This is a genomic window from Aeribacillus sp. FSL K6-2848, from assembly GCF_038004325.1.
GTDB lineage: Bacteria > Bacillota > Bacilli > Bacillales > Aeribacillaceae > Aeribacillus > Aeribacillus composti.
The window spans coordinates 1,658,443-1,683,677 of sequence record NZ_JBBOQQ010000001.1; the positions used below are offsets into that span (position 1 = coordinate 1,658,443).

A 25,235-nucleotide genomic window follows, 5' to 3' on the forward strand; every position below is an offset into this window, starting at 1 on the left:
TTTCAATTTATCGATAAAGCGTCTTTGAAAGACTTGACAAGCATACATAGAAGCTAAAAAAGAAAACAAAGGCGAGAGTAAGAAAAAATTCAGTATGCGCCCCCTCAAATTCTTTTGTAAGGTAAACAATCAAAAGGAACTCTTTTTATAAAAGGCTAAACAGTGACAGCAATACAAGCTGTTCACAAGCTTCGTTCTATAATATAAAACAGCAAAAAATTTGAAATGGAGGCTTATGATGGAGAGAATTGCAGTAATTGGTCAATCCGGCTTGATTCCGGAGCATGTCCGCCTCCTGGCTGAAGAAATCGGTTCAGAAATTGCTAAAAGAGGAGCTGTTCTTTTGACAGGCGGCGGAAGCGGAGTGATGGAGGCAGTTTCACGAGGGGCCAAACAAGCAAACGGCCTTGTCGTAGGTATTTTGGCTGGAGACGACAAACAGGCAGCAAACGAATTTATTGATATTCCGATTAATACTGGATTAGGTTTTGATTACAGAAGCGTTTTGCTTGTTCATTCCGCAGATGCCATCATTATGATTGGAGGAGGAAATGGAACGCTTGGAGAATTGTCTGCCGCATATATGAACAAAAAACGTGTCATCATCGTTGAAAATTCAGGAGGGTGGTCGAACAACGTGAAGCAAATCGCCTTTGAAGGCTGTTATTTAGATGAGCGGAGAACAGTCGAAATTCAGTTCGCTAAAACGGCTAAATCAGCTGTAGATCTTGCTTTTCAATCCATTTACAACCCTGTTGATCCCGATAAAAATACCGGTTTAATAGGTGACTAGCATGCGGATGTTTAAAAATATAATGCTCCCATAAGGTGAGACACATGAGCGTGATAAATAAGTTATAATGATACCATGAAAAAAAGAAACCGATATACCGCAGAATTTAAAGCTAAGGTGGTTCTTGAGGTGTTGCGTGAAGAGCAAACCGTCAATGAAATAGCCGCCAAATATGAATTAAGCCCAGTCATGGTCAGTCGTTGGAAAGCAGAATTTCTAGAACGATCCTCGATGGTCTTTGAAAAAGGCTCAAGCGAAGTGGATAAAATCCGTAAAGAATATGAGGCCAAACAAGAAAATTTAGAGAAATTGGTAGGTCAGTTAACGGTTGAAGTTGACTGGCTGAAAAAAAAATCTGGGCTCAAATAAGTCTGTTGACGAACGAAAGGCTATGGTCGAATTCAATCACCCATCGATCAGCATCAAGCGTCAGGCACAGTTATTAGGTATTCATCGTACTAGCGTGTATCGCCAATCAAAGGGGCAAACAGAAAGCTCAGAAAACATCATGCTCATGCACGAAATGGATATGCTTTATACAGCTCATCCCTACTTTGGCTACAGGCGCATGACTGCGAAACTTCGTGAGAAAGGATTTGATGTGAATCGTAAACGCGTACGCCGTCTCATGCGCCTTATGGGTATACAAGCTATTTACCCAAAACCCAACCTTAGTAAGAGGCTACATGCCAAGTACTGCCGACCTTACCTGCTCCGTGGATTGGAGATCACCCATCCGAACCATGTGTGGGGAGTGGATATCACCTACCTTCGTATGGGACGGGGCTTTATGTATCTGTTTACCATCATCGACTGGTTCAGCCGCAAAGTGATCGATTACGAGTTATCTAGTACGCTGGAGAAAGAATTTGTCATCAACTGTCTTAAACGGGCATTGCGTCATGGTAAGCCGGCCATCATCAATAGTGACCAGGGCAGCCATTTTACAAACGCTGACTATCTCGGGCTGTTGAAAGAGTATGGCATCCAGGTATCAATGGATGGCAAAGGACGAGCAACAGACAATAGTCGTACGGAACGCTTCTTTAGAGCTTTAAAGTATGAATGTATCTATCTCAATGAATTCGAGAATCCTAAAGAGTTGCGAAAAGGCATTCGACGCTATGTTACGTTCTATAATACAGACCGACCTCACCAATCTTTGGACTATTTGACGCCAGCAACAGTGTACAAGCAACCTAAGATGGTTCAAGCATCCTAACCATCGAACGTGATGAGAGGCTTTATATGGAGAGACGGGCATGATAGGCTGTTTTAGCCATGCGATGTTATCTGTCCATCGCTCCAGCGCAAAAAATCGTGCCCGTAGAGGCTCCATGTCAAGCCTTTATCGCACACGTACCACATTCATAGCGAAAGGAGAGAATGGATAACTTAAATATTATCAATTTGTGTCTTGACAAAGGGGTGCATTACAAAAGTCCAATCTGTTGAAAACAATATATCAACGTTTCTAAAAAAGTAAAGGGGAGTCCATAAGCCAAAAACGACTTATTAGACAGCCCCGAGTGTCAATTCCTTAAAAACAAGAGAAGGAAGAGATTCTGTTTAAATCAATGCCGAAATATTCCCATCGATTTTGACGAGGTCTCCAGCGCCACCCGGCAATGGACCTTTGTCCTACAAACACAGGGAAATACCAGAAGCTTCTGCCGTTTGTTAATCGGATAAATGTAAAACGATGTAAACATCTTCTAATGCCTCCGGGATCAACTGCAAATGTTCCGACTCCGGGTGATTCTTGAGGAATAAAACTTGGAGGCGGTCCTGAAGGCGGTCCTTGCTGTTGTCCAAAACCGTCACTTGGACTTCCGCCGATTCCAGGAGGGCCGAATGGAGGGAAACCGGGACCAGTCCCCGTAGGAGGAAACGAAGGAAATCCTCCACCCATCCCTGGAAATCCCGGAAAAAATTCTGGCTGTTGAACTCCCGGGAGGATTTGTCGATAGAATGGATACACGTAAATGCTCCTTTCACTTTTCAGTTGTTCACCATAACATATGCAATTTCACTTTTAAGGTGTTTGACCTACATAAAAGTTTTTTATAAAAAAAGGAAATCAAGTCGTCTTTGTCGAAATGAAATGTATCATTTACATTTTTGTGAGTAACGCTGTTCAGACTTATTTCCCACCGATTTGTAGCGAAAGAAGTATTAAATGAACAAAGAATAAAACCGATATAAAAAAGTGAAAAAGAAACGTTCGCAAATATTAGACGGAAGGAAGAAAGATATGAACGAAAAGGGAATTTTGCTTGAAAGCGGTACGAACGAGTTGGAATTTGTAGAGTTTCTCGTCGGCTCGAATAAATTCGGTATAAATGTGATGAAAGTAAAAGAAATCATTCAGCCTCTTCCTGTAACGAGCGTGCCTCACGTCCATCCATACGTTGAAGGAATTATTGAATTAAGAGGAGAAGTGCTCCCGGTAGTTAACGTACCGAAGGCGATCGGCGATCCGAATTGCGAGCCCAGCGAAAAAGATAAGCTGATTGTAACGGAATTTAACAAACAAAAAGTTGTGTTTCGCGTCCATCAAGTAACCCAAATTCATCGTGTGTCTTGGTCGCAAATTGAAAAGCCTTCTGAAATGTATCAAGGATTGGAAACTCAAATTACCGGCGTTGTCAAAATGGGAGACGAAATGATTTTAATGCTTGATTTTGAAAAAATCGTTGTTGAAATTAATCCTGAGTCCGGAATCCAGCAGGAAAAAGCGAAAAAACTGGAAAAGAGGGACAGATCTGATAAAAAAATTGTCGTTGCCGAGGATTCCCCGCTGTTGCGCAGATTGTTGAACGACACATTGACGGAGGCGGGATTTCAACAGATTGAGTTTTTTGAAAACGGCAAGGATGCACTGGACTATTTAGAGAATATTGTAAATGAAGGCGAACCGGTTAAGGAGCGTGTTGATTTAGTCATTACGGACATCGAAATGCCGCAGCTTGACGGATTGCATTTGACGAAGCGAATTAAGGAAAATCCAGAGCTGGATCATATTCCGGTTGTGATTTTTTCCTCATTGATTACGAATGATTTAAAACATAAAGGACAACAGGTAGGTGCAAATGCCCAAATTAGCAAACCTGAGGTCCATCACTTGATTGAGCAAATCGATGAATTGTTATTTAAAAATGAAGAAGATGATGAATTAAAAGACGAGGCTGAATAAGCCTCTCTTTTTACTCAATCATACCGTTCGCCTAATCGTTTAAACACCGGTTTTTGATATGTATGACGATGGAACCGTTTGGGAGAAGAAAGCGGTCGATTCGCTTTATCCATACCGATATAATACTCCAATAAATTTTTTGCCTTTGACAATGATAGATTTGTTTTCGGGTTTCGGTATGAATTATTTAAGGAACCTAAGTGAGGAAGGTTTTGGAAGTCTTCTTTTGTAGGAGGCATATGAAAATAATAATTTCCTGCCGACACCAGAACATCTGACTGCTGTTTGCTTAATTTTGGATTTTTTGAGTAATGCAGTCCTTTCTTTGTTGCTTTTCCTTCAGCGATCAGCTTTTGCAGCGCCTTCTTTTTTAAATAATATAAATATTTAGGATTTGGCGCTGTTTTTGCATGCCGATTGACAACATAGATGGCTCGTGCTATATTTTCCGGCGTCTCATCCCGTAGCTTATAATGACTGATATCGTCCATGATGTCTCTCCTTTTTCATTATTTTCCGTAATCTTTATTTACATTATACTTTCATGAATAGAAAATGCAACCAGTTTTTACAGTCTATTAATTATGCCTATAATAGTTATTATGAAATATTTTAGAAAGCAGGGTGGGTCATGAGCGGAAAAGAGGAATTTCTAGATATAGACGAAGAAACGCTTTTTATCGTGTCGCAAACGTTTAAAGCGTTATCGGATCCGACTAGAATTCGGATTTTACATTTACTTGCGGAAAAACAAGAATGTTCTGTGAATGAAATAGCTGCCGAGCTTGAGCTTTTGCAATCAACCGTGTCCCATCAATTGAGGTTTCTAAAAAATTTGCGTTTAGTCAAATTTAGAAGGGAAGGAACGACCGTTTACTATTCACATGATGATGAGCATGTAAAAAAAATACTAGAGCAAACCATTGACCATGCTCGGCATAATTAAAATGGGCGTCGAGTGGGCAGTTTGATCAGGGGACTAAACGGTTAAGAGATGATCTCGGTATGGAGCCGGGGTCATCTTTTGTAATTTATTGGAAGCGGGGCTGATTTCATTTATTTATTTATTTCACATTCTGTAAAAGATTCGAATTTCTTTCGGAGCATGATAGGGAGGGGGTGTCCAGAAAGTCAAATCGCCATTGAAAACAAAAAATCATAAACACCGATATATCAACGTTTCTAAAACATTCATGGGGGCGTCAATAAGCCGTAAAAACGACTTATTAGACACTCCCTTTTTTGCTTGTTATACGTTTAGTAGAAGTTTTCTTGAGGGTAGAAGCAAAACTAATGATGAATTTTTTCGGTAAAGTTTATTATTATCCCTTTCCTTCAAACGAATATCACAAAAAAACTCCCAATCAATGCGGTTGTAGGGTGAATTCTCATCCACTATGATCCACATGATTGGGAGTATAAGTCTGACTGTCAAACACATTTTTGTTATAAAACCGATTTGATTGTGTTTTTACCTAGCCGATGCCGTTTTTCGTTTAAATATTTCGGCATCAAGATCATATAAAAGAAAAAGACGAAAAGAATGATAAGAGCCATACCGTAATAAAGTAAATCGATGTTTCGAATGATGTTTGGAAACAATAGTGCAATACATAAAAGCGTAGCAGACTGCGCAAACATCATTAACGGGTCGATCCATCCGCTGACACGTCCCATTAGCTTTGGATGAACGATATTCGGAATCCAACCGCCAATTGCTACGTTCACAGGACCGATGCACATGCCGATCAAAAAAATAATCGACAAGTAAAATTCTACTTCATCCACAAAACCAAGGAGAAAAACAAAAATGCTTGTCAAAAATATCGGTGTAACAAACATTGGAAACGGTTTTATTTTTTTAGCAAAAAATGTTGAAACTGTGCTGCCGACTAAAAGACCCGCACCGAGAAAAATGGCAAATAAGGATGAATACATTTCATAAGAATTCGGTGCCAGCTCATATTTCATTGTAAATAACGGAAGAACGGCAAAACTTCCTTGAACAAAGCCGAAAATGAAAAAACCAAAAATAATGAGCGATAAAAGCCGATTATGTAAAATGTACCGAATACCTTCCAAAAAGTCGGAAACAGCGGATGATATATGTAAACCTTTCCATGACACTCGACCGTTTGGTAGCCTTGCTGATTTAGGGATTTTACACGAGCGAATGAGCAAGGCGGAAAGAACGAAGCTTATTAAATCAACTAATACGGCCCCATGAATTCCAACTGTTCGATAAGTCAATGCCCCTAATCCGACACCAAACACTAAAAAAATGCTGAAAAGTACTTGATTCAAACCTGAAGCTTGCGCATATTGATCTTCTCGCAAAATAGCTTGTACTAAACTAGATTCGGCTGGATAAAAAAATTTCGTGACAGCACTCCGCAAAAACAAGATGAAAAAAATGAGCGGAATCGAATTTGTAAATAAGGCGAAAAACAAACATGCAGTCATAATTGCACGAATCCAGTCGCAGTTCTCTGCCACCTTTTTTCGATCGAAGCGGTCTGCTACTACACCGACAATGACAAAAACAAATACAGTCGGCAAAGAATACATCAGCTCAGCAATAGTTGCGTAATAAGGTTTGCTGCTAAAATGCTCCAACAAATAAAAAGCAAACGCCATATTGCCAACTGTTGAACCCATTTGTGAAGCAAGCGCTGCAAAAAACAATTTGACAAAATTGCGGTTTTTAAAAATATCCATTGCGATTCCCCTTAACTGACACTTACAGTAGCTATTATAATTTACCTAATTCAATATGAACATCTTTTTTTCATATTTTGGTTAGAGAAATGAAAGCCAAGTACTTTTAAGCCGGTTAAAAGAGAGGATTATTTGGAATATAATGTAAACAAGGTGATTTCTGGAACTGCCAAAAAACGAAAGGGCAGTCTAGTTGTGCCCAACCCGCGATTGACATAAAGCTTCGTATGATCAACAGTATAAAAGCCCTCCGAAAAGGATTTTGCATAAGGAGGCGTGTAAAGCGGACCTATAAAAGGGATTTTTACTTGTCCTCCATGGCTGTGTCCAGATAATTGGAGATCAACATTGTAATTTTTTGCTTGAAGCACTGTATCAGGTTCATGGGCTAAAAGAATAGTAAAATAGTTTTTGTCAATATTGCCCATTGTTTGATGAAAATCAGGTCTTCCAAGCATGACATCATCAAGGCCGGCGACAATCAATTTGCTTCCGTCAATCAGCTGTATCTCTTTTTTTTCATTTTGCAGTAAATGAAACTCTGCATTTTGTAATATATTGCGATAAACATCAGTGCCGTATCCGCCGTGATCACGATTTCCATAAATTGCAAATTTTCCGAAGTCGGCACGGAGGCGTTTTAAAATCGGGGCAATCTGATGCACAGCGGGATAACTGTTCGGCTCATCGATTAAATCACCAGTAAAAACAATTATATCCGGGTTTAGACGATTGATTTGATTGACGATCCGTTCCAGATTTGCAATTGTAAAGTCGTTATTTAGATGTGTGTCGCTGAATTGAACAATTTTCAAACCATCAAAACCTTTTGGTATTTTTGGATGAGAAACATTTATTTTTTTTATTTCTAGTCTTCCCGGTTCAATATATCTTGAGTAGATGTATAAACCGCTGCTCGCGAATAAACTGCACGCAGCCGTCCAGAAAAAATGCTTTAAAAATTGTCTTCTTGTCAACTTATTCATTCTTACCAACCATTTCAGTTTTTATAGCGATCGAAAAAATTATAACATAAAACTTTCAACATCTTGTTTAATGTTTTTTGACAAATCTTCACATGCACGTTTTTTCTGATTAACTTTTTTGTTATCATCTATGGACGACATTAAAACAATCATTTGGAAAATATGATGAAAAAGGTTTAACTCTTCTGCAGGAGCGAGAAAGTCTTTAGGAATTGAGAAATGAATGGTGTAATTTTCATAAAACATAAAGGGCAGCTATGTAATGATTTAAATTTCTAGTAAAATTGCTATTAAGGAAGGAGGATTAAAATGGTGTCACTTTAAGGGAAAAACCTATTGTAAGAGGAAATGATGCAAGAAGATTTATTAATAAAGCAAAAATTAATAACAGAAATTTGAAAGATAGAGCAAAAATAGAATGAAAAATTTGCAAAGAGAAGGTATTAGTAATGACAAATATCTTCATAAAACCTATTGAATGAAAAGATATGGAAAATAATAATGCGTCAATGATTTTTAATGAAATGAATGATACTGATTTATTTAAAACCAATAAAAATCAACAGTCTAGTTTTGAAATTGATAAAAAGAAAAAGTAAATTCGTTTATGTTGAATAACTAATTCAAATAATTTTAGAGGACACCTCAAACTCCCCTATTCGAATCAGCAAGAGAAAAACTCCATCTTTTTGAATATATTTTCTGCTTAGACGATTTTCTCCGTGTAGAAAAAAGTCATTTTGATGAATAGTTTTATCTGGACCCGTCATACTTATGAAAGCAATCACTTCATTTGCAAAGTCGTAGATCAAAAGCAGCAGTGCTGAAGCCTTGATGAAACTCGTTCAAACAGATTGCAAATTATTGGGATTAATGCCGTTAATTGTTTTTCGTTCATTCCTGTATATCTCTATCGGTATTTTGGCCAGAACACTCAAATTTCTTTGTTTTCCTTCGGTCCGATGATTTTCGGCTATTTTTCATTTGCAAACGGAATGTTTCTGCTCTCTGTTCTTTTATTGCTCGGTTTTCTGCTTGTATGGTCATTGAAAAAACAAACTACTTTGTTGATTGTGGAAACGGGCGCAAAACATAAAATCAATTGAGAAATGCAGAAACTTTGAGAGGCCAACCATTGCATCCAGGATGGCCTCTTTCCAATTATGTAAAAATGGGAATGTAGCAAATGCGCAAAAACGGTTCTTCATCATTTTCTAATGTACCAAATAATGCTATAATCATGTATCATATGAGAGTACAAGAAGCGGGGAGATGCCCATGGATCCACTAGATGTCATAACCAATACCGAAAAAATTGTGCCTTATTATCAGGCGATTTTTAGCGCAGATGAACAAAAGGTGATTGGCTACGAAATTTTAGGCAGAATTCATATGGAAGGGGAATACAAAAGCTTAGGCTTTTTTTTCCATGATGATTCGATCCCTGAAGAATACCGAATGGAAGTAGATGATACAGTCGTCAAAAAAGCATTGGAGGAAATGAAAGAACTGGATGATGATCTTCTCATTTTTATAAACAGGGATCCAAATCTGCTTATGATCGATCACGGCGAAAGCTTTTTAAATTTGCTGCTGGAAGAAAAAGAGAAAGGGCTTGATTTAAACCGGATTGTTCTGGAAATTACGGAACACAATTATTTAGGAGATATCGAACAGCTCCATCATTTGCTCACTTATTACCGGACTTACGGAATCAAAATTGCGATTGACAATATTGGGAAAGAATCGAGCAATTTGGACCGCATTGGGTTATTATCTCCTGATATTTTGAAAATCGATTTGCAGCCATTAAAATTAGCTTCACCCAGCCAATCGTATTTCGATGTTTTATTTTCGATTTCACTACTTGCGCGCAAAATCGGTGCGACGCTTTTATATGAAGACATCGAGGCAAACTTTCAATTGCAATATGCGTGGAAAAATGGCGGAAGATATTATCAAGGATATTATCTTCATTATCCGGAAAGAGAATTTATTGATCGATGTGTTCTAAAAGAAAGACTGCAGCAGGAATTCAACCATTTCATTCAATTTGAAAAGAAAAAGCTTGAAACACTTTATTCATATTCCGACCAGTTTCATCAGCGGGTGTCACAACTAGTGAACAAATATAAAAAAGCTATCAGCCAATTTGACGAATTAATTACCCATTTAGCAGAAGAGCTTGGCGACATGAGCTTTCGTATTTATATTTGTGATGAAAACGGGTTTCAAAAGTCAGGAAATATTTTCCGAAAAGAAGACCGATGGATTTTTCAAAAAGAATATTATATGAAAAATTGGAGCTGGCGCCCGTACTTTTTAGAAAATATTATTCGCATGCGCGTCAACAAAAAAGGGTTTTTAAGTGATTTGTATAGTGATATCGAAACAGGGGAGACGATCCGCACGTTTTCCTATCCGCTTGATGACGATCATTATTTGTTTATCGATATTCCATATTCTTATTTATATGAACAAGACGGTCTCCTTTGAATAAACCCCCCTTTTTTCTCAAATAATAGAGAAAAAGGGGGGTTTTTATGCAATTTACGAATTTGATCTTCGGCGGTGTTTTTTTGTTAGTTTTGCTTGTCGGCCTGTTTTATACGTTACAAGTGGGCAGCCAGATGGAAAAAAGGCAAAGCGAGTATGATACAGAAGTAAGCGAAAAAGTTGAAAAGCGCCCGTATATTCGAAATCCGATTTTTATTGCTTATATCGTGCTGATTGCATTCGCGCTTTTTTATATTTTTTATATTAGCTTTTCAACTACTTGGTAGCCATAACTTCGCGTTATGGTTTTTTCTATTAAAGGAAATTTTGTTTTGAAAAATTTTTTTATAAAAAGTGTTGACATCGATATTGATAATCATTATCATTATAAATGTAAGACGAAGTAGTTCACAGACGTCTTGAAGTGAAACATCGCGGCTAAACCCCCGCTCCCCCTTTGTTAAACATTCGGACGAGAAACCCGGCTTTGGAGGCCGGGTTTCTTCTTGTGCGCCCGGCATGGGTGTAATCTATAGGGTGAAAGTCCCGAGCTGCGAAGGCAGAAGTAGCAGTTAGCTTAACGCAAGGGTGTCCGTGGTGACGCGGAATCTGAAGGAAGCGAGCGGCAAACTTTAAGGTCTCTCGGAACACGAACTTCATATGAGGCTAGGTATCACTGGGTGAGTTTGCAAGACAAAACAAAGCCCTTTCTGCCGAAGGTGATACAGAGTAAATGAAGCAGATGGATGGAAGGAAAGATTACACTCTTACCCGGGGAGGTCTGGCTGGCACGCCAAGTAACCTTGGTAACCTATCTAGTGATAGATAGCTGAACCGTCAGAAGTCAGCAGAGGTCATAGTATTAGTTGGTCTAGAACAACTAAGAAGGACCGAACAATTAAGAGAGAATAGCCCTTGGCATTCAGTGAGTCATGATGAACACAGAAAACGTAGTACCTCACTTGAGGGAGGAAGCGGTGAATCCCGTGGGAGATCTCTTGGAGGGTGGAGTGACCACTGGCATAAAGAGAACAGCTATTCACGGAAGTTATAAAGACTTGCGTCAATTATCTTAATTGAACCGCCGTATACGGAACCGTACGTACGGTGGTGTGAGAGGACGGGAGTTAATCGCTCCCTCCTACTCGATTCTCTTAAAAAAATGATAATTGACAAGGAGAAAGGGTGGTATTATATTATATTTGTACAAGAAAATGATAATCATTATCAATTTGGAATAAATTGGAGGTTTTCCATGATCCGCCTATACACAGATCGTTTACAAATTTCCTATGGCAATCGACTGATTGTGAAAGATATGAAAATTGAAATTCCAGATAAAAAAATTACAACGATAATCGGTTCCAACGGCTGTGGAAAATCCACTTTGTTGAAAGCGATAACTCGGATTATTCCGCACCAATCCGGTCGAATTATTCTTGATGGCGAGAGTATTTTAAAGCAGGATACGAAAGAACTGGCGAAAAAAATGGCCATACTTCCTCAATCACCAGAAAGTCCAGCCGGCCTTACCGTTGGAGAGCTTGTATCTTACGGCCGCTACCCATATCAAAAAGGCTTCGGCAGATTAACAAAAAAAGATCTTGAGGTCATAAACTGGGCTTTAGAAGTTACGAAAACGGCCGATTTTAAACACCAGCCAGTCAATGCGCTGTCAGGCGGTCAAAGACAGCGTGTCTGGATAGCGATGGCGCTTGCTCAAGAAACGGACATCATCTTTTTGGATGAACCGACCACTTATTTAGATATGGCGCATCAGCTTGAAGTACTAGAGCTTCTACAGCAGTTAAACAAAGAGCAGGGGCGGACAATCGTCATGGTGCTTCATGATATCAATCAAGCAGCTCGTTTTGCCGATTATATTATAGCGTTGAAAGACGGACAAATTATCAAAGCCGGGACGAGTGACGAAGTAATCGACTGCAACGTGCTGAAAGAAGTATTTCAAATTGATGCTGTAATAGGACGGGATCCCCGAACAGATAAACCAATATGCATCACGTACAATCTAATAAAAGGAGAAGAAAAACATGAAAAAACGTCTTATTCCAATTCTGTTCTTGTTGGTTCTCATAGTTAGCGCTTGTGGTAATAAAAAGGAAGACAGCGCTGAAAAGAAAGAAGAAAAACCTGAAACGATTACATATCAATCGGAAAACGGTCCTGTTGAAGTCCCGGCTAATCCTAAAAGAGTCGTTGTTCTCTCGTCATTTGCCGGAGATGTGATGTCTTTAGGAGTAAATCTCGTTGGTGTTGATTCATGGTCAAAAATGAATCCGCGCTGGAAAGACAGATTGAAAGATGTTGCAGAAGTATCTGATGAAGATTTAGAAAAAATCATTGAACTAAATCCGGATTTAATCATCGGATTATCGACGATTAAAAATGTAGATAAACTGAAAAAGATAGCGCCTACTGTTACGTTTACTTATGGAAAAGTCGATTATTTAACACAGCATATAGAAATCGGCAAGCTTTTAAATAAGGAAAAAGAAGCAAGAGAGTGGGTCGAGGATTTCAAAAAAAGAGCTGAAGAAACAGGAGAAGAAATTCGCGCGAAAATTGGAGAAGATGCAACTGTTTCAGTCATTGAAAGTTTTGATAAGCAATTATATGTGTTTGGGAACAACTGGGGAAGAGGAACAGAAATTTTATACCAAGCCATGAAGCTAAAAATGCCTAAAAAAGTGGAAGAGAAAGCTTTAAAACAAGGTTATTATGCTTTATCGACTGAAGTGCTTCCGGATTTTGCAGGGGATTATTTGATCGTCAGTAAGTATTCGGATGCTGATAACTCTTTCCAAGAAACAGATACTTATAAAAACATACCGGCTGTCAAAAACAATCGCGTGTTTGAAGTAAATGCTAATGAATTTTATTTCAATGATCGACTGACATTGGAATATCAGCTTGAATTCTTTCGAGAAAAATTTCTTGGAAAAAAATAAGTAATTAGAAGAAGAGAAATTCAGCAGGCATGAATTTCTCTTCTTTCCATCTATAAAATAGAAAAATAGAAGAGATGAGATGTATGCTAAAAAACGATTCCGCTTCATTTTTCATTAAATTCATATTCGCAGTCATTTTGCTGATTGGTTCGTTTTTTTTAGCGATGGTGTTTGGAGCGGCAGACACTAGTGTAAAAGATGTTTGGCTGGCGCTAACGACAAATGCGGCTGGTAAGACGATTGATATGATTCGGGAAATTCGTCTTCCGCGCGAAGTCGGTGCTATTTTTGTCGGCGCTTCTTTATCAGTAGCAGGAGCAATCATGCAAGGATTGACTCGCAATCCATTAGCAGATCCAGGATTATTAGGGCTGACAGCCGGAGCAAATGCTGCACTCGCTTTGACAATTGCCCTTTTTCCAAACGCAAATTACTTTAGTATGACCATTGCGTGCTTTATTGGAGCAGCAGCTGGCGCCTTTTTAGTTTTTGGAATCGGTGCGGTAAAAAAAGGAAGGATTTCTCCTTTTCAAATCGTTTTAGCGGGGGCTGCTGTGTCTGCTTTTCTTTTTGCCGTCGCGGAAGGAATCAGCTTATATTTTAATATTTACAAAAATGTTTCGATGTGGACAGCTGGAGGACTTGTCGGTGCAACATGGAAACAGCTCAAGATCCTCATACCGATTGCTCTCGTTGGGATCACCATTTCTCTTTTTTTCTCAAGGCAGCTGACCATTGTAAGTTTAAATGAAGAAGTGGCAGTCGGGTTAGGACAAAAAACGGCACAAATAAAAATGGTGCTGTTTATCATCATTATATTGCTTACTGGTGCATCTGTAGCCCTTGTTGGGAATATGGCATTTATCGGTTTAATGGTTCCGCATATCGTCCGTTCGGTCGTAGGGGCCGATTATCGTTATATTCTCCCAATGTCTGCGATATTCGGCGCCTGCTTTTTATTAATCGCTGATACGCTTGCCAGAACGATTAATGCTCCTTACGAAACACCAGTGGCGGCCATTGTTTCCTTTTTAGATTTGCCTTTCTTCCTGTTCATTGTGCAAAAAAGGGGGAAAGCTATCACATGATCATACATCCGGCAATTGTAAAAAAGCAGCGGCTGATCATACTTGTTCTGATTCTTTTAATTGCTGCAACGGCCATCATCGGAATGGGATTAGGCACCTCCTCCGTCTCGATGAATCGCTTGCTTCCAACTATTCTCGGCCACGGGACGTTTAAAGAGGAGTTCGTTTTATTTTCCGTCCGCTTGCCGCGGATCATTGTGACCTTATTGGCAGGAATGGCTTTGGCGGTTTCCGGGGCGATCTTTCAAGATATTACTAGAAACGATTTGGCTGAGCCGGGGATCATTGGGATTAATGCCGGAGCAGGAGTAGCTATTGCAGTGTTCTTTTTATTTTTTCCAATTGATGTCGGCTCATTTGTGTATTTACTGCCAGTCGCAGCCTTTATCGGCGCTCTTTTAACGGCAGGTGCTATTTACGTTTTTTCTTATGATCGAAATGCCGGTTTAAACCCCGTTCGATTAGTCCTTATCGGTGTCGGCTTCGCCATGGCTTTATCAGGAACCATGATCGTCATTATTTCTTCTGCAGAACGGCAAAAAGTTGATTTTATCGCCAAATGGCTGGCAGGGAACGTTTGGGGGGCAGATTGGCCGTTTATTTTGGCAATTTTACCTTGGATTGTCATTTTGATTTCGTTTATTGCTTCCAGAGCTCAACAATTAAATTTATTAAGTTTAAACGATCCTTCTGCTGTCGGGGTTGGCTTGAAGATTGAAAGGGAGCGAATTACGCTTCTATTGGCTGCTGTCGGGCTTGCCGCAGCTGCGGTTTCTGTTACGGGAGGTGTAGCGTTTATCGGTCTTTTGGCACCCCATTTAGCACGGTCACTGATTGGTCCCCGCAATCAACTTTATCTTCCGATTGCGATTTTGTTGGGAGGATGGCTTCTACTACTAGCCGATACAATCGGGCGAAACATCGCACTTCCGGACGGCATCCCAGCGGGCATTATGACAGCTTTAATCGGGGCGCCCTACTTTATCTATATTTTATTGAAAAAATCATCATGATCGAGGCACTGATAGTAATTTAGAAATCTTCCATTACTCCTATGTGTCGGCTGGCTGTTCATCCTTTTTTAGCTAGACGGCATCTATTTGCTTAAATAATACTCGTAATACATCTGGCTGGAAGTAAGGCAAATTGATGCCTTATTTAATAAAAATTGGGCGGCAGGAGGGCTGAAATTTCCTTCCGCCGTTCCTGCCTTTGTCAGTGTGAAAAAGTTTGCCTCATAGACTCTCTTTAAATGCTCATTTTTTAGAAGAATTCAAGAAGTTTGGCAGTTGATCGAACATTTTACTGAAGGTAATGACAGCTTCTTTTTACTTCTTCGTTTTATGTGCAGCCTTTCATAAAGAGTATTTTGTCTCCAAGAGCTTCAACCGTGATGATTTAAAATTGAACATTTTTCCCACCTAATGACGCATGATTAGCATCTTTCAACTCTTTGTCCTAATTCAACGCTCTGACGTACAAAATGACCGGAAATACAGCTCTACATGATCTTTTGCTCTAGCTCAACTATTTTTGAGAAAGTTTGGCTGGCTTCATTGTTCGCTTCCGCCTCAAAGATGCTCTTAAGTTCATGCGATTTATTGAGCAATGGGTCCATGTTTCCCATTTCATTTCAATCAAATCTTTTCATATAACAGAGAGAGCATACGGTTTCAAAGGGGAGAAGCCCTCGCATCAGTTCCAACACTTTATTGGCGAAGAAACGTATCTATCATTTAGAATCAGTGTAAATAAACACAATTGCCGGAGCCAGAGGAACTGAATGCAGCGGTTCGAACGGTGATGTCATTTAATCGACTTGGTTAATTAAACAAAAAACAATCTGCACATGCTCCAGCTTCGGGCTTCTGATTCGATTTCCAGCTTCTTGTAATTGAAAGCTGCGAAAAAAGGAATATTATTTTTCATGATGTAAGCAAATTTCGACATAATTTTAAAGCTGCTCATTATATGTTATGGTTAGGATGTTTTTTAAAATGAAGGCACTGGAGGATGAATAACGATGCGAGCTGTTCAACCGGTATTGTCTCTAGAAGAAAAGCAATTGCTTGTCGCAATTTTGTTTCGCAACCATTTTGCGATTGAATTGGTTGTGAGCGAAATCAATGATATTGAATGCGGAAAAAAAGAGTTTGATTTATGTACATACAAAAAATTAGTGGAGCTTTATGACAAAATCCGTTCGCATACGTAACCTGTATCCTTGTGAGGACCAGTTTTTGAGTGTGAGAGGCATCTGAACGATGCTCTTTGCAAGAGCATCGCTTTTCGCAGAAATGTAAGTTTATCGCGTGATAAAACGCTTACATAATGATATCATAAAATAGGAAGTTTCTTTTTGGTAAATGGAACACATTTTCCAGATCATATGTTATGATTAAAATGAAATGTCAAAGTGAGAGGAAGAAACGAATGACAAAAGTTTTTTCTGAAGAATTTACAAATATTTCGATTAAAGATTTGATGATACCTGCAGACAAAGTGGCTCATGTCCAAATGGGAAATAACTTAGAGCATGCATTATTAGTGTTGACGAAAACAGGCTATACAGCTGTTCCGGTTTTGGATGCTCAATATCGCTTGCACGGGCTGATTACGACGAATTTGATCATGGATTCAATTTTAGGATTGGAACGAATCGAATTTGAGCGTTTGCAAAATATGAAAGTAGAAGAAGTAATGAACAAAGATGTTTCCAGATTGAATGTATCGGATGATTGGATGAAGGCGCTGAAGCTCGTTATTAATCATACGTTTGTATGTATAACGAATGAGGACGGTGTTTTAGAGGGGATTTTTACAAGAAGGGTCATCTTAAAAAAGCTCCATAAACAACTAATGATATTAAATTCCAGGTTTCCCAAATAAAAACGCCCTTGCCGGCGTTTTTATTTCATATTGGCTCAATAGTTTCGAATCCATCCAACCTTCAAATAATGAAAATATAGATATTGTTTTTTTGGAAAGCAATTGAACGAATGCGAATGCTATGGCAAAATGAATTCATGCTTACAAACGATTGAAAGTGATTTTCAAATGAGGTGATCGTGATGAAAGAGGCGCTTATTGAAAAAGATAGGGGGAAACTAGACCATAAAGAAACAAAGCGTCCGTTCGTTTTAGCTGCCGTCATGCTGGCGATGTTTATGGCTGCAGTTGAGGCAACGATCGTTTCCACAGCAATGCCTGCCATTGTCGCAGAAATTGGCGGTTTTTCAAAATATAGCTGGATTTTTTCTTCCTATTTATTAATGAATTCCGTAACGATTTTAATATATGGTAAATTGGCGGATTTGTTTGGAAGAAAACCGATTTTTGCTTTTGGCATCATTATTTTTTTAATTGGCTCTGTGCTTTGCGGTCTCGCCGATTCGATGGAAACTTTAATTATATACCGTTTTATACAAGGGATTGGAGCCGGAGCTGTGATGCCAGTCGCCACAACAATTGTCGGCGATATTTATACAGTAGAAGAAAGAGCCAAAATACAAGGATATTTGTCCAGTGTATGGGGAATTTCTGCAATAATCGGTCCCGTTTTAGGTGGCTTGTTCGTTGAGTACATAAGCTGGAAGTTTGTATTTTGGGTGAATGTTCCTTTAGGCATTTTATCAATGGCAGGAATCGGTCTGTTTTTGAATGAACGCATTGATAAGAAAAAGTCGAGCATTGATTATGCAGGCGCCATGTTCATGCTTATTGCGATCAGCTTGTTGATGGTCGTCCTTGTCGAAGGAGGAGTCCGCTGGTCTTGGACTTCCTGGGAGGTTGCGGCGTTATTAGCTGTTGCATGCTGCTTCTTTATATTGTTTATTTTTCAGGAAAATCGGGCCGATGATCCGATGATGCCGCTTTCGCTTTGGAAAAATCGCTCCATTTTGCTTGCGAATGTAACGTCCTTGACGACCGGGATGATGCTTATGGGCATTTCCACCTTTTTGCCGACATTTGTGCAAGGTGTTATGGGAAAATCGGCAATGGTGGCTGGATTCACGCTGACAACGATGTCAATCGGATGGCCGATTGCTTCAACAGTAGCGGGGAGGATTTATTTAAAAGCCGGCTTTCGTGCCACATCAATTTTAGGAGGCATTTTTTTATTGGCCGGCAGTCTTGTCTTTGTTATGCTTTCAGCAGATGACGGACCTGTTCATGCTATGATCGGCTCTTTTTTACTCGGCGTCGGAATGGGGCTGACATCGACCTCGTTCATTGTATCGATTCAATCGGCAGTTGATTGGAAAGAACGCGGAATTGCCACCGCCACCAATATGTTTATGCGAAATCTCGGCAACACCGTCGGCGCCGCTTTGCTCGGCGGGATTTTAAACAGCAAGCTGCAAACATATTTGGAGGAGCATAGTGCTGGAAAAAACTTAAACATTGATTCGGCCAACAACCTATTGAATCCAGAATCAGATCTTTCCGGTCCTATAAAAGAGGTTCTTGAGTCTGGTTTGAGCATTGCTCTTCACCATGTTTATTTCGTCGTCTTTTTATTAGCAATTTTGAGCGTTCTTTTTATTTTCTTTCTTCCGAAGAGAGAATTAAAATGAATGTTTTTTGCTAAACTTGTTATGACGGAAAAGCAAAAATATTTTATAATGTTTTTGAACTATTGAATCCACTAAGGAAAGGGTTTAGCGATGCAAATTTCGGAATTGCAAATCCTTGTGACTTTGTCTGAAGAAAAAAATATGAGAAAAGCGGCTGACCGACTTTTTGTTTCCCAGCCTGCTTTGTCGCAGCGTCTTCAGTCGATCGAAAAAGCATGGGGATTTAAAATTTTTTTGCGCTCACAAAAGGGATTGACTCTTACACCGGCAGGAGAAAAAGTTGTCCAGTTTGCAAAAGAAATGATTGAAAAGGAAGAGAAGGTAAGAGAGGAAATCTCTGTTTTGGAAGGAGAAGTGTACGGGACGTTAAAGCTTGCAGTGGCATCCATAATCGGCCAGCACTGGCTTCCAAAAGTTTTGAAAAAATATGTACAAAAATACCCTCAGGCGGAAATTTCACTTATAACCGGGTGGTCAAGCGAAATATTAAAATGTTTATATGAAGATGATATTCATATCGGAATCATACGCGGAAACCCTGATTGGAAAGGGTTTAAACAGCATTTGCTGGAAGATACTTTGTATTTAGTTGACACAGAAATTCAAAGCATCGATGATTTAGTACACACAGAGCGGCCTTTTATTCAATTTAAAAGTGATTCTACATACTATCAAGAAATACAAGAATGGTGGCACAGGCAATTTAAAAACCCGCCAAAAAGGACAATTGTCGTTGATCAGATCGAGACGTGCAAGCAAATGGCGTATCATGGTATCGGCTTTGCGATTTTGCCTTCTGTCAGCATTGATGAAAAGGATGGTTCGATCTTTCGACTGCCGCTCATTGATCATGAAGGAAAGCCGATTAAAAGGGATACTTGGTTGATCGGGCATGAATCATCGTTAAAGCTTAAACAAGTGCAGGCGTTTATGGAAATCGTCCATCAATTTATTAATGAATGATAAATTTGCTTGTCAATTGATTCTTTTCTTTGATACAGTAATGGGGGTACAGAAAAACAGAGAGGAGTATTACGATGAAAATGATGGATGCAAACGAAATTATTTCATTTATACAAAACAGTAAAAAAACGACTCCTGTAAAAGTTTATGTAAAAGGTCAATTAGAAGGAATCAACTTTGGAGAACAGTCCAAAACATTTATTACTGGAAACACAGGCATCATCTTTGGAGAATGGTCTGAAATTGAACAAGCACTAGCAGAAAACAAAGATAAAATTGAAGACTATGTTGTTGAAAATGACCGCCGGAACTCAGCGATCCCGCTTCTTGATTTAAAAGGCGTAAAAGCGAGAATTGAACCAGGTGCAATCATCCGTGATCAAGTGGAAATCGGAGATAATGCGGTCATCATGATGGGGGCAGTGATCAATATCGGCGCCGTCATTGGTGAAGGAACGATGATTGACATGAATGCAACATTGGGCGGTCGTGCAACGGTTGGTAAAAACTGCCACATTGGTGCCGGAGCGGTTTTAGCTGGTGTAATTGAGCCGCCTTCTGCAAAACCTGTCGTAATCGAAGATGATGTTTTGATCGGAGCAAACGCCGTCATTTTAGAAGGTGTAAGGGTAGGAAAAGGCGCGGTTGTTGCAGCTGGTGCTGTTGTAGTGGAAGATGTTGAACCGTACACAGTTGTTGCAGGTGTTCCTGCGAAAAAAATTAAAGATATTGACGAAAAAACGAAAGCGAAAATTGAAATTAAGCAAGAATTGCGGCAGCTCTAAATTCGAAGCGTGGACAGCGTCCACGCTTATCCTTTAGGAGGGGACTCATATGAATAAGGATGCGCTTATTGCCATTCGCCGTGATTTGCATAAAATACCTGAACTCGGATTTCAAGAACATAAAACACAAAAATATTTATTAGATTATATTCATTCGCTGTCGAACGAAAGGCTTGAAGTGAAAACATGGAGAACAGGTATTTTCGTGAAGGTCCATGGAACAAATCCTCGAAAAATGATAGCCTACCGGACAGATATTGACGGATTGCCGATTGAAGAAAAAACGGGGCTTTCATTTCAATCAGAACATCCAGGCTTGATGCATGCTTGCGGTCACGACTTTCATATGACGATCGCTTTGGGGGTTTTAACTCATTTCGCCTATCATCCGATTCAAGATGATCTGCTATTCATCTTTCAGCCGGCAGAAGAAGGGCCTGGCGGTGCAGAGCCGATGCTAAACAGCGAGATTATGCAACAATGGATGCCGGATATGATCACTGCGCTTCATATTGCTCCGGAGCTTCCGGTTGGAACTATCGGAATGAAGCCTGGACTACTTTTTGCTAATACGTCCGAGTTGTTTATCGATTTAACCGGGAAGGGAGGCCATGCCGCTTTTCCGCACACGACACATGATATGGTCGTCGCTGCTTGCTCCCTTGTCACCCAGCTGCAATCCATCGTTAGCCGCAATATAGATCCTTTGGATAGTGCTGTAATTACCATTGGAAAAATTGCAAGCGGCACGATACAAAATATAATTGCGGATCACGCCAGATTGGAAGGAACGATTCGCACATTTTCTGTCGAATCGATGGAAAAAGTGAAAAAGCGGATTGAAGACATGGTCAAAGGTATAGAAATCGGCTACCAATGCAAAGCAGAAATTGACTGGGGTTCGATGTATTATCAAGTGTGGAATGATGAAGCGTTATCAAAAGAATTTATGGAGTTTGTCCAGAATGAAACAGAAGTTCAACTCCACGTATGCAAAGAAGCGATGACTGGGGAAGATTTCGGCTATATGCTGGCGAAAATTCCGGGATTTATGTTTTGGCTTGGAGTTGATTCTCCTTACGGCCTTCATCATGCGAAGCTTTCACCAAATGAACAAGCAATCTTTAAAGCGGTCGATCTTATTTGTCAATATTTTGAATGGAAAGGCAATAAATAGAAGATTCATAGCCTCCTGCATAAAGCAAGAGAAAAAAATTAGAAATACGTTCTATACAAACACGAAGTCATAATTAAAAAGGAAAGGGGATGAGAGATCATCCTCTTTCCTTTTGCTGCTCGTTCTTATGAATCATCACTTGATGAGGGAACGGAATTTCGATGCCGTTTTCATCAAGCACTTCTTTCAGCCGTTTCCGGAGCTTTCTTTCAACAGCCCACTGCTCCATGTTTTTCGTTTTGGCGATGATGCGGATGATCACATCAGACGTGCCGAAATTTTGCACGCCTAAAACGTCCGGACCCTCCACAACCTCTTCAGTTTCTTTTGCAAATTGGTCGCAAGCTTCTTGAAGAATGGACATGACCCGATTTAAGTCTTCATTATACGATATGCTGATATCAACGAGGGCTTGCATATTTCCTCTAGAATGATTGGAAAGGCCGACAATCTGCCTGTTTGGAACATAATGCAATGTGCCGTCAAAGCCTCGGATTTGCGTCGTTCGTAAACCGACAGCTTCCACAATGCCTGAATAATTGCCTGTAGTGACATAATCTCCAACATCAAGTTGTTTTTCTAGGAGAAGGAAAAATCCTGTCACAACATCGCTGACGAGCCCTTGAGCTCCAAAGCCGATCGCAAGACCAACAACCCCAGCCCCGGCTAAAAGCGCTGTGACATTGTAGCCAAACACTTGAAAAACGGTAACAATAAAAATGAAAAACAGGGCATAATGAAAGAAATTCAAAACTAATGTTTGCAGCGTTTTAGCCCGCGTGGTGGAAATTTCCTTCCGATTCTCAAGCCCCTCAAACATTTTGTGAATAATTTTATTGCCGATTGATTTGACGATAATATATGCAATGTAAATTCCAATAAGCTTGGCCAAAACTTCTCCTGATTTTAAAGCCAGATCAGCCCAATCAATAGATTCAAAAAAGTTCAAAACCATTTCCCCTTTCTTTTCGAGCCAATCATTTGGTTATTTGACGGGATCATGTTAAACTGAATGTACAGTTGAAAGTTTAACATAGAAAAAGGAATTTTCAATGATTGTTACATTTTTTTAATGATAGCGGCGAAAATTGGAAATAGTATTATTGTTCTCTTCGTCGCAATGAAAATGTAAAACAGATTATTTAAATTAATTATTATTTAAAATTGACTAAAATTTTGTTGTTATATATAATAGTAATCGGAGGAAGGATATTGAGAAAATACTCAATTCATTCTCATTTGTTTTTGAAGGAAACGATCAAAAAGTTTCCTTTAAAATAAAATTTTAAAATGGAGGGTTACATAATGGCAGAGCGTTTGGTTGGTAAACAAGCTCCACGTTTTGAAATGGATGCCGTTTTGCCAAACAAAGAGTTTGGTAAAGTAAGCTTGGAAGGAATCATGAAACAAGGAAAATGGACAGTTCTTTTCTTTTATCCAATGGACTTCACTTTCGTTTGTCCAACTGAAATCACAGCTATTTCTGACCGTTATGAAGAATTTGAAGATCTTGATGCAGAAGTGATTGGTGTATCAACTGACACAATTCACACACACTTAGCTTGGATTAAAACTCCTCGCGAAGAGAACGGTTTAGGCGATATTAAATATCCGCTTGCAGCAGATACAAATCATCAAGTATCAAGAGACTACGGCGTTTTAATCGAAGAAGAAGGAGTTGCTCTTCGCGGATTGTTCATCATCAATCCAGAAGGCGAACTTCAATATCAAACAGTATTCCATAACAACATTGGCCGCGATGTTGATGAAACATTGCGTGTACTTCAAGCGCTTCAAACTGGCGGACTTTGCCCAGCAAACTGGAAGCCTGGTCAAGAAACGCTTAAAGTATAATGAAGCTTTTCATTCAAAGGGCCTAGCAGTACGTTAGGCCTTTTTTCAAACGATTATTTTTTTGATATTCATTCTTCAAGGAGGAAGCGGAAATGAAATTACGTGAGCCAATGCCTGAATTAGTCGGAGCAACAACTTGGCTGAATGGCGAAGTAACGAAAGAGCAATTAATCGGTGAAAAACCAACATTAATCCATTTTTGGTCAATCAGCTGCCATTTGTGTAAAGAAGCAATGCCGAAAGTAAATGAGTTCCGCGATCAATATAAAGATAAACTGAACGTAGTAGCTGTTCATATGCCTCGCTCCGAAAAGGATTTAGATATTGATGATATTAAAAAAGTAGCGGAAGAACACGGGATTACGCAACCGATCTTTGTTGACAACGAACATAAATTAACCGATGCTTTTGAAAATCAATATGTACCTGCATATTATGTTTTTGACAAAAACGGCATTCTTCGCCACTTCCAAGCAGGAGGAAGCGGAATGAAAATGCTGGAAAAACGTGTTAATCGGGTGTTAGCGGAAACAGAAAACGCTGAATGATTCAACCATCTGCAAAACATTGCAGGTGGTTTTTCATTTTAGAAAAATACCTTTCCGGCTTTGAAAGGACTTGTTTTTATTGCTTCGAAGCTTTCAAAAGATAAGCATCTCCATTTACCATTCATCTGACATCCTTTTTCCAGCTCTCAATCCTAAAGAAATGATTCACATTCCAAATCACAACATGCTATAATAAATGATGCTAGTTTGAACAAAAAGGAGCATAGGTGGATGGCAAAACAATCACAAACTTTTTCCATTATGAATCTATTAAAGGTGCTTTTGGCTGTCATCGTTATCCTTTTCCTATTTTATTTGCTTGCATTTAACGACGTCGTCGTGCGTTTTATATCTCTGCTATTAAATGGATGTTTAGTTGTTCTCGCCTTCCTTGTCTATCGGAAAATAGACTATATGATAAAGATAAAAGAAGAACGAAAAGAGCCTATTCAAAACGAAAAGCTGCCTGATGAAACAGAAATGGCGCGAAAAGAACAGCAATTAAATAAACTGGAGCTTGATAAAACGCAATTGTTGGAGGAGCTATTAACAAAAGCCGGTATCGAAGAGGAAGAAAAACAAAAGTACCGAGCCAAAATTAGAGAAAAAGAGGATGAAGCTTCAAAGCTTCAACAAGAGCTAGCATTCATGAAAGGCCGGATTGCCAACTTGATTTTAAAAAGAGATCCTGAGATCGAGCGGATTGTCCTGCTGCTTGATGCAGATTTTATATTAAATCATTCGTTAGTGGAAATTAATCAAAGGTTTCAGGAAATTAGCGGCAGTTTTTCTGAACAATCGATCGAGCATTTGAAAAAGGCTAATTATATTGATCAACATTTGCAATTTACTCGAATTGGTTATCGTGAATTATTAAAGACAGCAAAAAGGATCAATTAACCGTTAGCTTGTATTTTTCTATATTTTATGATTTAATGAAATTAAATGAAAATTTCATAATATTAACATACCACTAGGGGAGCCGAAAGGCTGAGAAAGGCGTGTGCCTTGACCCTTTGAACCTGATCTAGATCATACTAGCGTAGGGAAGTGGTGCAGTAATATCGAAACCTGTCTATGGGTTT

General features: G+C 39.3%; 24 protein-coding genes and 1 riboswitch. Of the genes, 19 read left to right on the plus strand and 5 right to left on the minus strand.

All coding sequences use genetic code 11. From position 1 onward, the window contains the following. The first annotated feature begins 238 nt into the window (after positions 1–238). Both NSS70_RS08150 and NSS70_RS08155 read left to right on the plus strand, forming a co-directional pair. Positions 239–793 carry a TIGR00725 family protein gene (locus NSS70_RS08150; protein WP_339199623.1) on the plus strand — a complete coding sequence of 185 codons (555 nt, stop codon included), beginning with the start codon at positions 239–241 and terminating at the stop codon, positions 791–793. Between the two features lie 75 nt (positions 794–868). Next, positions 869–2,015, plus strand: a protein-coding gene (locus NSS70_RS08155) for an IS3 family transposase (RefSeq protein WP_445290581.1) whose coding sequence is annotated in 2 segments (ribosomal slippage) — positions 869–1,140 and positions 1,139–2,015 — 1,149 coding nt in all. Because the reading frame shifts where the segments join, the coding sequence is not laid out codon by codon here. A gap of 318 nt (positions 2,016–2,333) precedes the next feature. Here NSS70_RS08155 and NSS70_RS08160 read toward each other — a convergent pair. Continuing rightward, positions 2,334–2,705: a hypothetical protein gene (locus tag NSS70_RS08160; protein WP_063389454.1), complete on the minus strand. Its 372-nt coding sequence runs from the start codon at positions 2,703–2,705 to the stop codon at positions 2,334–2,336. Positions 2,706–3,047: 342 nt separating this feature from the next. On the opposite strand from NSS70_RS08160, the gene NSS70_RS08165 reads away from it, so the two are divergent. Beyond that, on the plus strand, positions 3,048–3,989 hold the full coding sequence (locus NSS70_RS08165) for a chemotaxis protein (protein WP_339199626.1): 942 nt from the start codon (positions 3,048–3,050) through the stop codon (positions 3,987–3,989). Between the two features lie 14 nt (positions 3,990–4,003). Here NSS70_RS08165 and NSS70_RS08170 read toward each other — a convergent pair whose 3' ends face one another. Beyond that, complete coding sequence (locus NSS70_RS08170; protein WP_066247978.1) at positions 4,004–4,480, minus strand: YkyB family protein; 477 nt, start codon at positions 4,478–4,480, stop codon at positions 4,004–4,006. A gap of 140 nt (positions 4,481–4,620) precedes the next feature. On the opposite strand from NSS70_RS08170, the gene NSS70_RS08175 reads away from it, so the two are divergent. Continuing rightward, on the plus strand, positions 4,621–4,935 hold the full coding sequence (locus NSS70_RS08175; RefSeq protein WP_063389325.1) for an ArsR/SmtB family transcription factor: 315 nt from the start codon (positions 4,621–4,623) through the stop codon (positions 4,933–4,935). 500 nt (positions 4,936–5,435) lie between these two features. Here NSS70_RS08175 and NSS70_RS08180 read toward each other — a convergent pair whose 3' ends face one another. Both NSS70_RS08180 and NSS70_RS08185 read right to left on the minus strand, forming a co-directional pair. Continuing rightward, the gene (locus NSS70_RS08180) at positions 5,436–6,707 is read right to left on the minus strand and encodes an MFS transporter (RefSeq protein WP_340881248.1); all 1,272 of its coding nucleotides are present in this window, start codon (positions 6,705–6,707) and stop codon (positions 5,436–5,438) included. A gap of 128 nt (positions 6,708–6,835) precedes the next feature. Further along, entirely contained in the window at positions 6,836–7,693 is an 858-nt protein-coding gene (locus NSS70_RS08185; RefSeq protein WP_340881251.1) for a metallophosphoesterase, read from the minus strand. 1,278 nt (positions 7,694–8,971) lie between these two features. Between NSS70_RS08185 and NSS70_RS08190 the strand changes: the two genes are divergently transcribed. The 12 genes from NSS70_RS08190 (at position 8,972) to NSS70_RS08245 (ending at position 21,748) form a co-directional block, all read left to right on the plus strand. Next, entirely contained in the window at positions 8,972–10,189 is a 1,218-nt protein-coding gene (locus tag NSS70_RS08190) for an EAL domain-containing protein (protein WP_153028131.1), read from the plus strand. A 47-nt stretch (positions 10,190–10,236) separates the two neighbouring features. After that, entirely contained in the window at positions 10,237–10,476 is a 240-nt protein-coding gene (locus NSS70_RS08195) for a hypothetical protein (protein ID WP_094245557.1), read from the plus strand. Positions 10,477–11,444: 968 nt separating this feature from the next. Further along, positions 11,445–12,290: an ABC transporter ATP-binding protein gene (locus NSS70_RS08200; protein WP_066247988.1), complete on the plus strand. Its 846-nt coding sequence runs from the start codon at positions 11,445–11,447 to the stop codon at positions 12,288–12,290. Beyond that, positions 12,241–13,158 carry an iron-hydroxamate ABC transporter substrate-binding protein gene (locus tag NSS70_RS08205; RefSeq protein WP_340881254.1) on the plus strand — a complete coding sequence of 306 codons (918 nt, stop codon included), beginning with the start codon at positions 12,241–12,243 and terminating at the stop codon, positions 13,156–13,158. The genes NSS70_RS08200 and NSS70_RS08205 overlap by 50 nt, the downstream gene beginning before the upstream one ends. An 83-nt stretch (positions 13,159–13,241) precedes the next feature. Beyond that, positions 13,242–14,246, plus strand: a complete 1,005-nt coding sequence (locus tag NSS70_RS08210; RefSeq protein WP_340881256.1) for a FecCD family ABC transporter permease — start codon at positions 13,242–13,244, stop codon at positions 14,244–14,246. Then, positions 14,243–15,259 (plus strand): FecCD family ABC transporter permease, encoded by a 1,017-nt coding sequence (locus NSS70_RS08215; RefSeq protein WP_445206623.1) that lies wholly within the window; start codon positions 14,243–14,245, stop codon positions 15,257–15,259. The genes NSS70_RS08210 and NSS70_RS08215 overlap by 4 nt, the downstream gene beginning before the upstream one ends. A 1,010-nt stretch (positions 15,260–16,269) precedes the next feature. After that, the gene (abbA, locus tag NSS70_RS08220) at positions 16,270–16,461 is read left to right on the plus strand and encodes an antirepressor AbbA (RefSeq protein ID WP_066247994.1); all 192 of its coding nucleotides are present in this window, start codon (positions 16,270–16,272) and stop codon (positions 16,459–16,461) included. Between the two features lie 218 nt (positions 16,462–16,679). Then, positions 16,680–17,135 (plus strand): cyclic-di-AMP-binding protein CbpB, encoded by a 456-nt coding sequence (gene cbpB / locus NSS70_RS08225; RefSeq protein WP_063386842.1) that lies wholly within the window; start codon positions 16,680–16,682, stop codon positions 17,133–17,135. Positions 17,136–17,317: 182 nt separating this feature from the next. Then, positions 17,318–18,823: an MDR family MFS transporter gene (locus NSS70_RS08230; RefSeq protein ID WP_339199633.1), complete on the plus strand. Its 1,506-nt coding sequence runs from the start codon at positions 17,318–17,320 to the stop codon at positions 18,821–18,823. 90 nt (positions 18,824–18,913) lie between these two features. Beyond that, a complete protein-coding gene (locus NSS70_RS08235; protein WP_063386844.1) occupies positions 18,914–19,786 on the plus strand; it encodes a LysR family transcriptional regulator in 873 nt (290 codons plus the stop codon). Between the two features lie 74 nt (positions 19,787–19,860). Continuing rightward, a complete protein-coding gene (gene dapD / locus NSS70_RS08240; protein ID WP_063386845.1) occupies positions 19,861–20,571 on the plus strand; it encodes a 2,3,4,5-tetrahydropyridine-2,6-dicarboxylate N-acetyltransferase in 711 nt (236 codons plus the stop codon). 49 nt (positions 20,572–20,620) lie between these two features. After that, on the plus strand, positions 20,621–21,748 hold the full coding sequence (locus tag NSS70_RS08245; protein ID WP_339211308.1) for an N-acetyldiaminopimelate deacetylase: 1,128 nt from the start codon (positions 20,621–20,623) through the stop codon (positions 21,746–21,748). A gap of 97 nt (positions 21,749–21,845) precedes the next feature. Here NSS70_RS08245 and NSS70_RS08250 read toward each other — a convergent pair whose 3' ends face one another. Then, on the minus strand, positions 21,846–22,703 hold the full coding sequence (locus NSS70_RS08250; RefSeq protein ID WP_066248002.1) for a mechanosensitive ion channel family protein: 858 nt from the start codon (positions 22,701–22,703) through the stop codon (positions 21,846–21,848). Positions 22,704–23,053: 350 nt separating this feature from the next. Here NSS70_RS08250 and NSS70_RS08255 point away from each other — a divergent pair, with 350 nt between their 5' ends. From NSS70_RS08255 to NSS70_RS08265, 3 genes are all read left to right on the plus strand, one after another. Further along, on the plus strand, positions 23,054–23,602 hold the full coding sequence (locus NSS70_RS08255) for a peroxiredoxin (RefSeq protein WP_340881259.1): 549 nt from the start codon (positions 23,054–23,056) through the stop codon (positions 23,600–23,602). 92 nt (positions 23,603–23,694) lie between these two features. Next, on the plus strand, positions 23,695–24,150 hold the full coding sequence (locus NSS70_RS08260; protein WP_063386849.1) for a TlpA family protein disulfide reductase: 456 nt from the start codon (positions 23,695–23,697) through the stop codon (positions 24,148–24,150). Between the two features lie 231 nt (positions 24,151–24,381). Continuing rightward, a complete protein-coding gene (locus tag NSS70_RS08265; protein WP_340881261.1) occupies positions 24,382–25,050 on the plus strand; it encodes a hypothetical protein in 669 nt (222 codons plus the stop codon). Between the two features lie 65 nt (positions 25,051–25,115). Next, positions 25,116–25,216, plus strand: a riboswitch (TPP riboswitch). Positions 25,217–25,235: the final 19 nt, after the last annotated feature.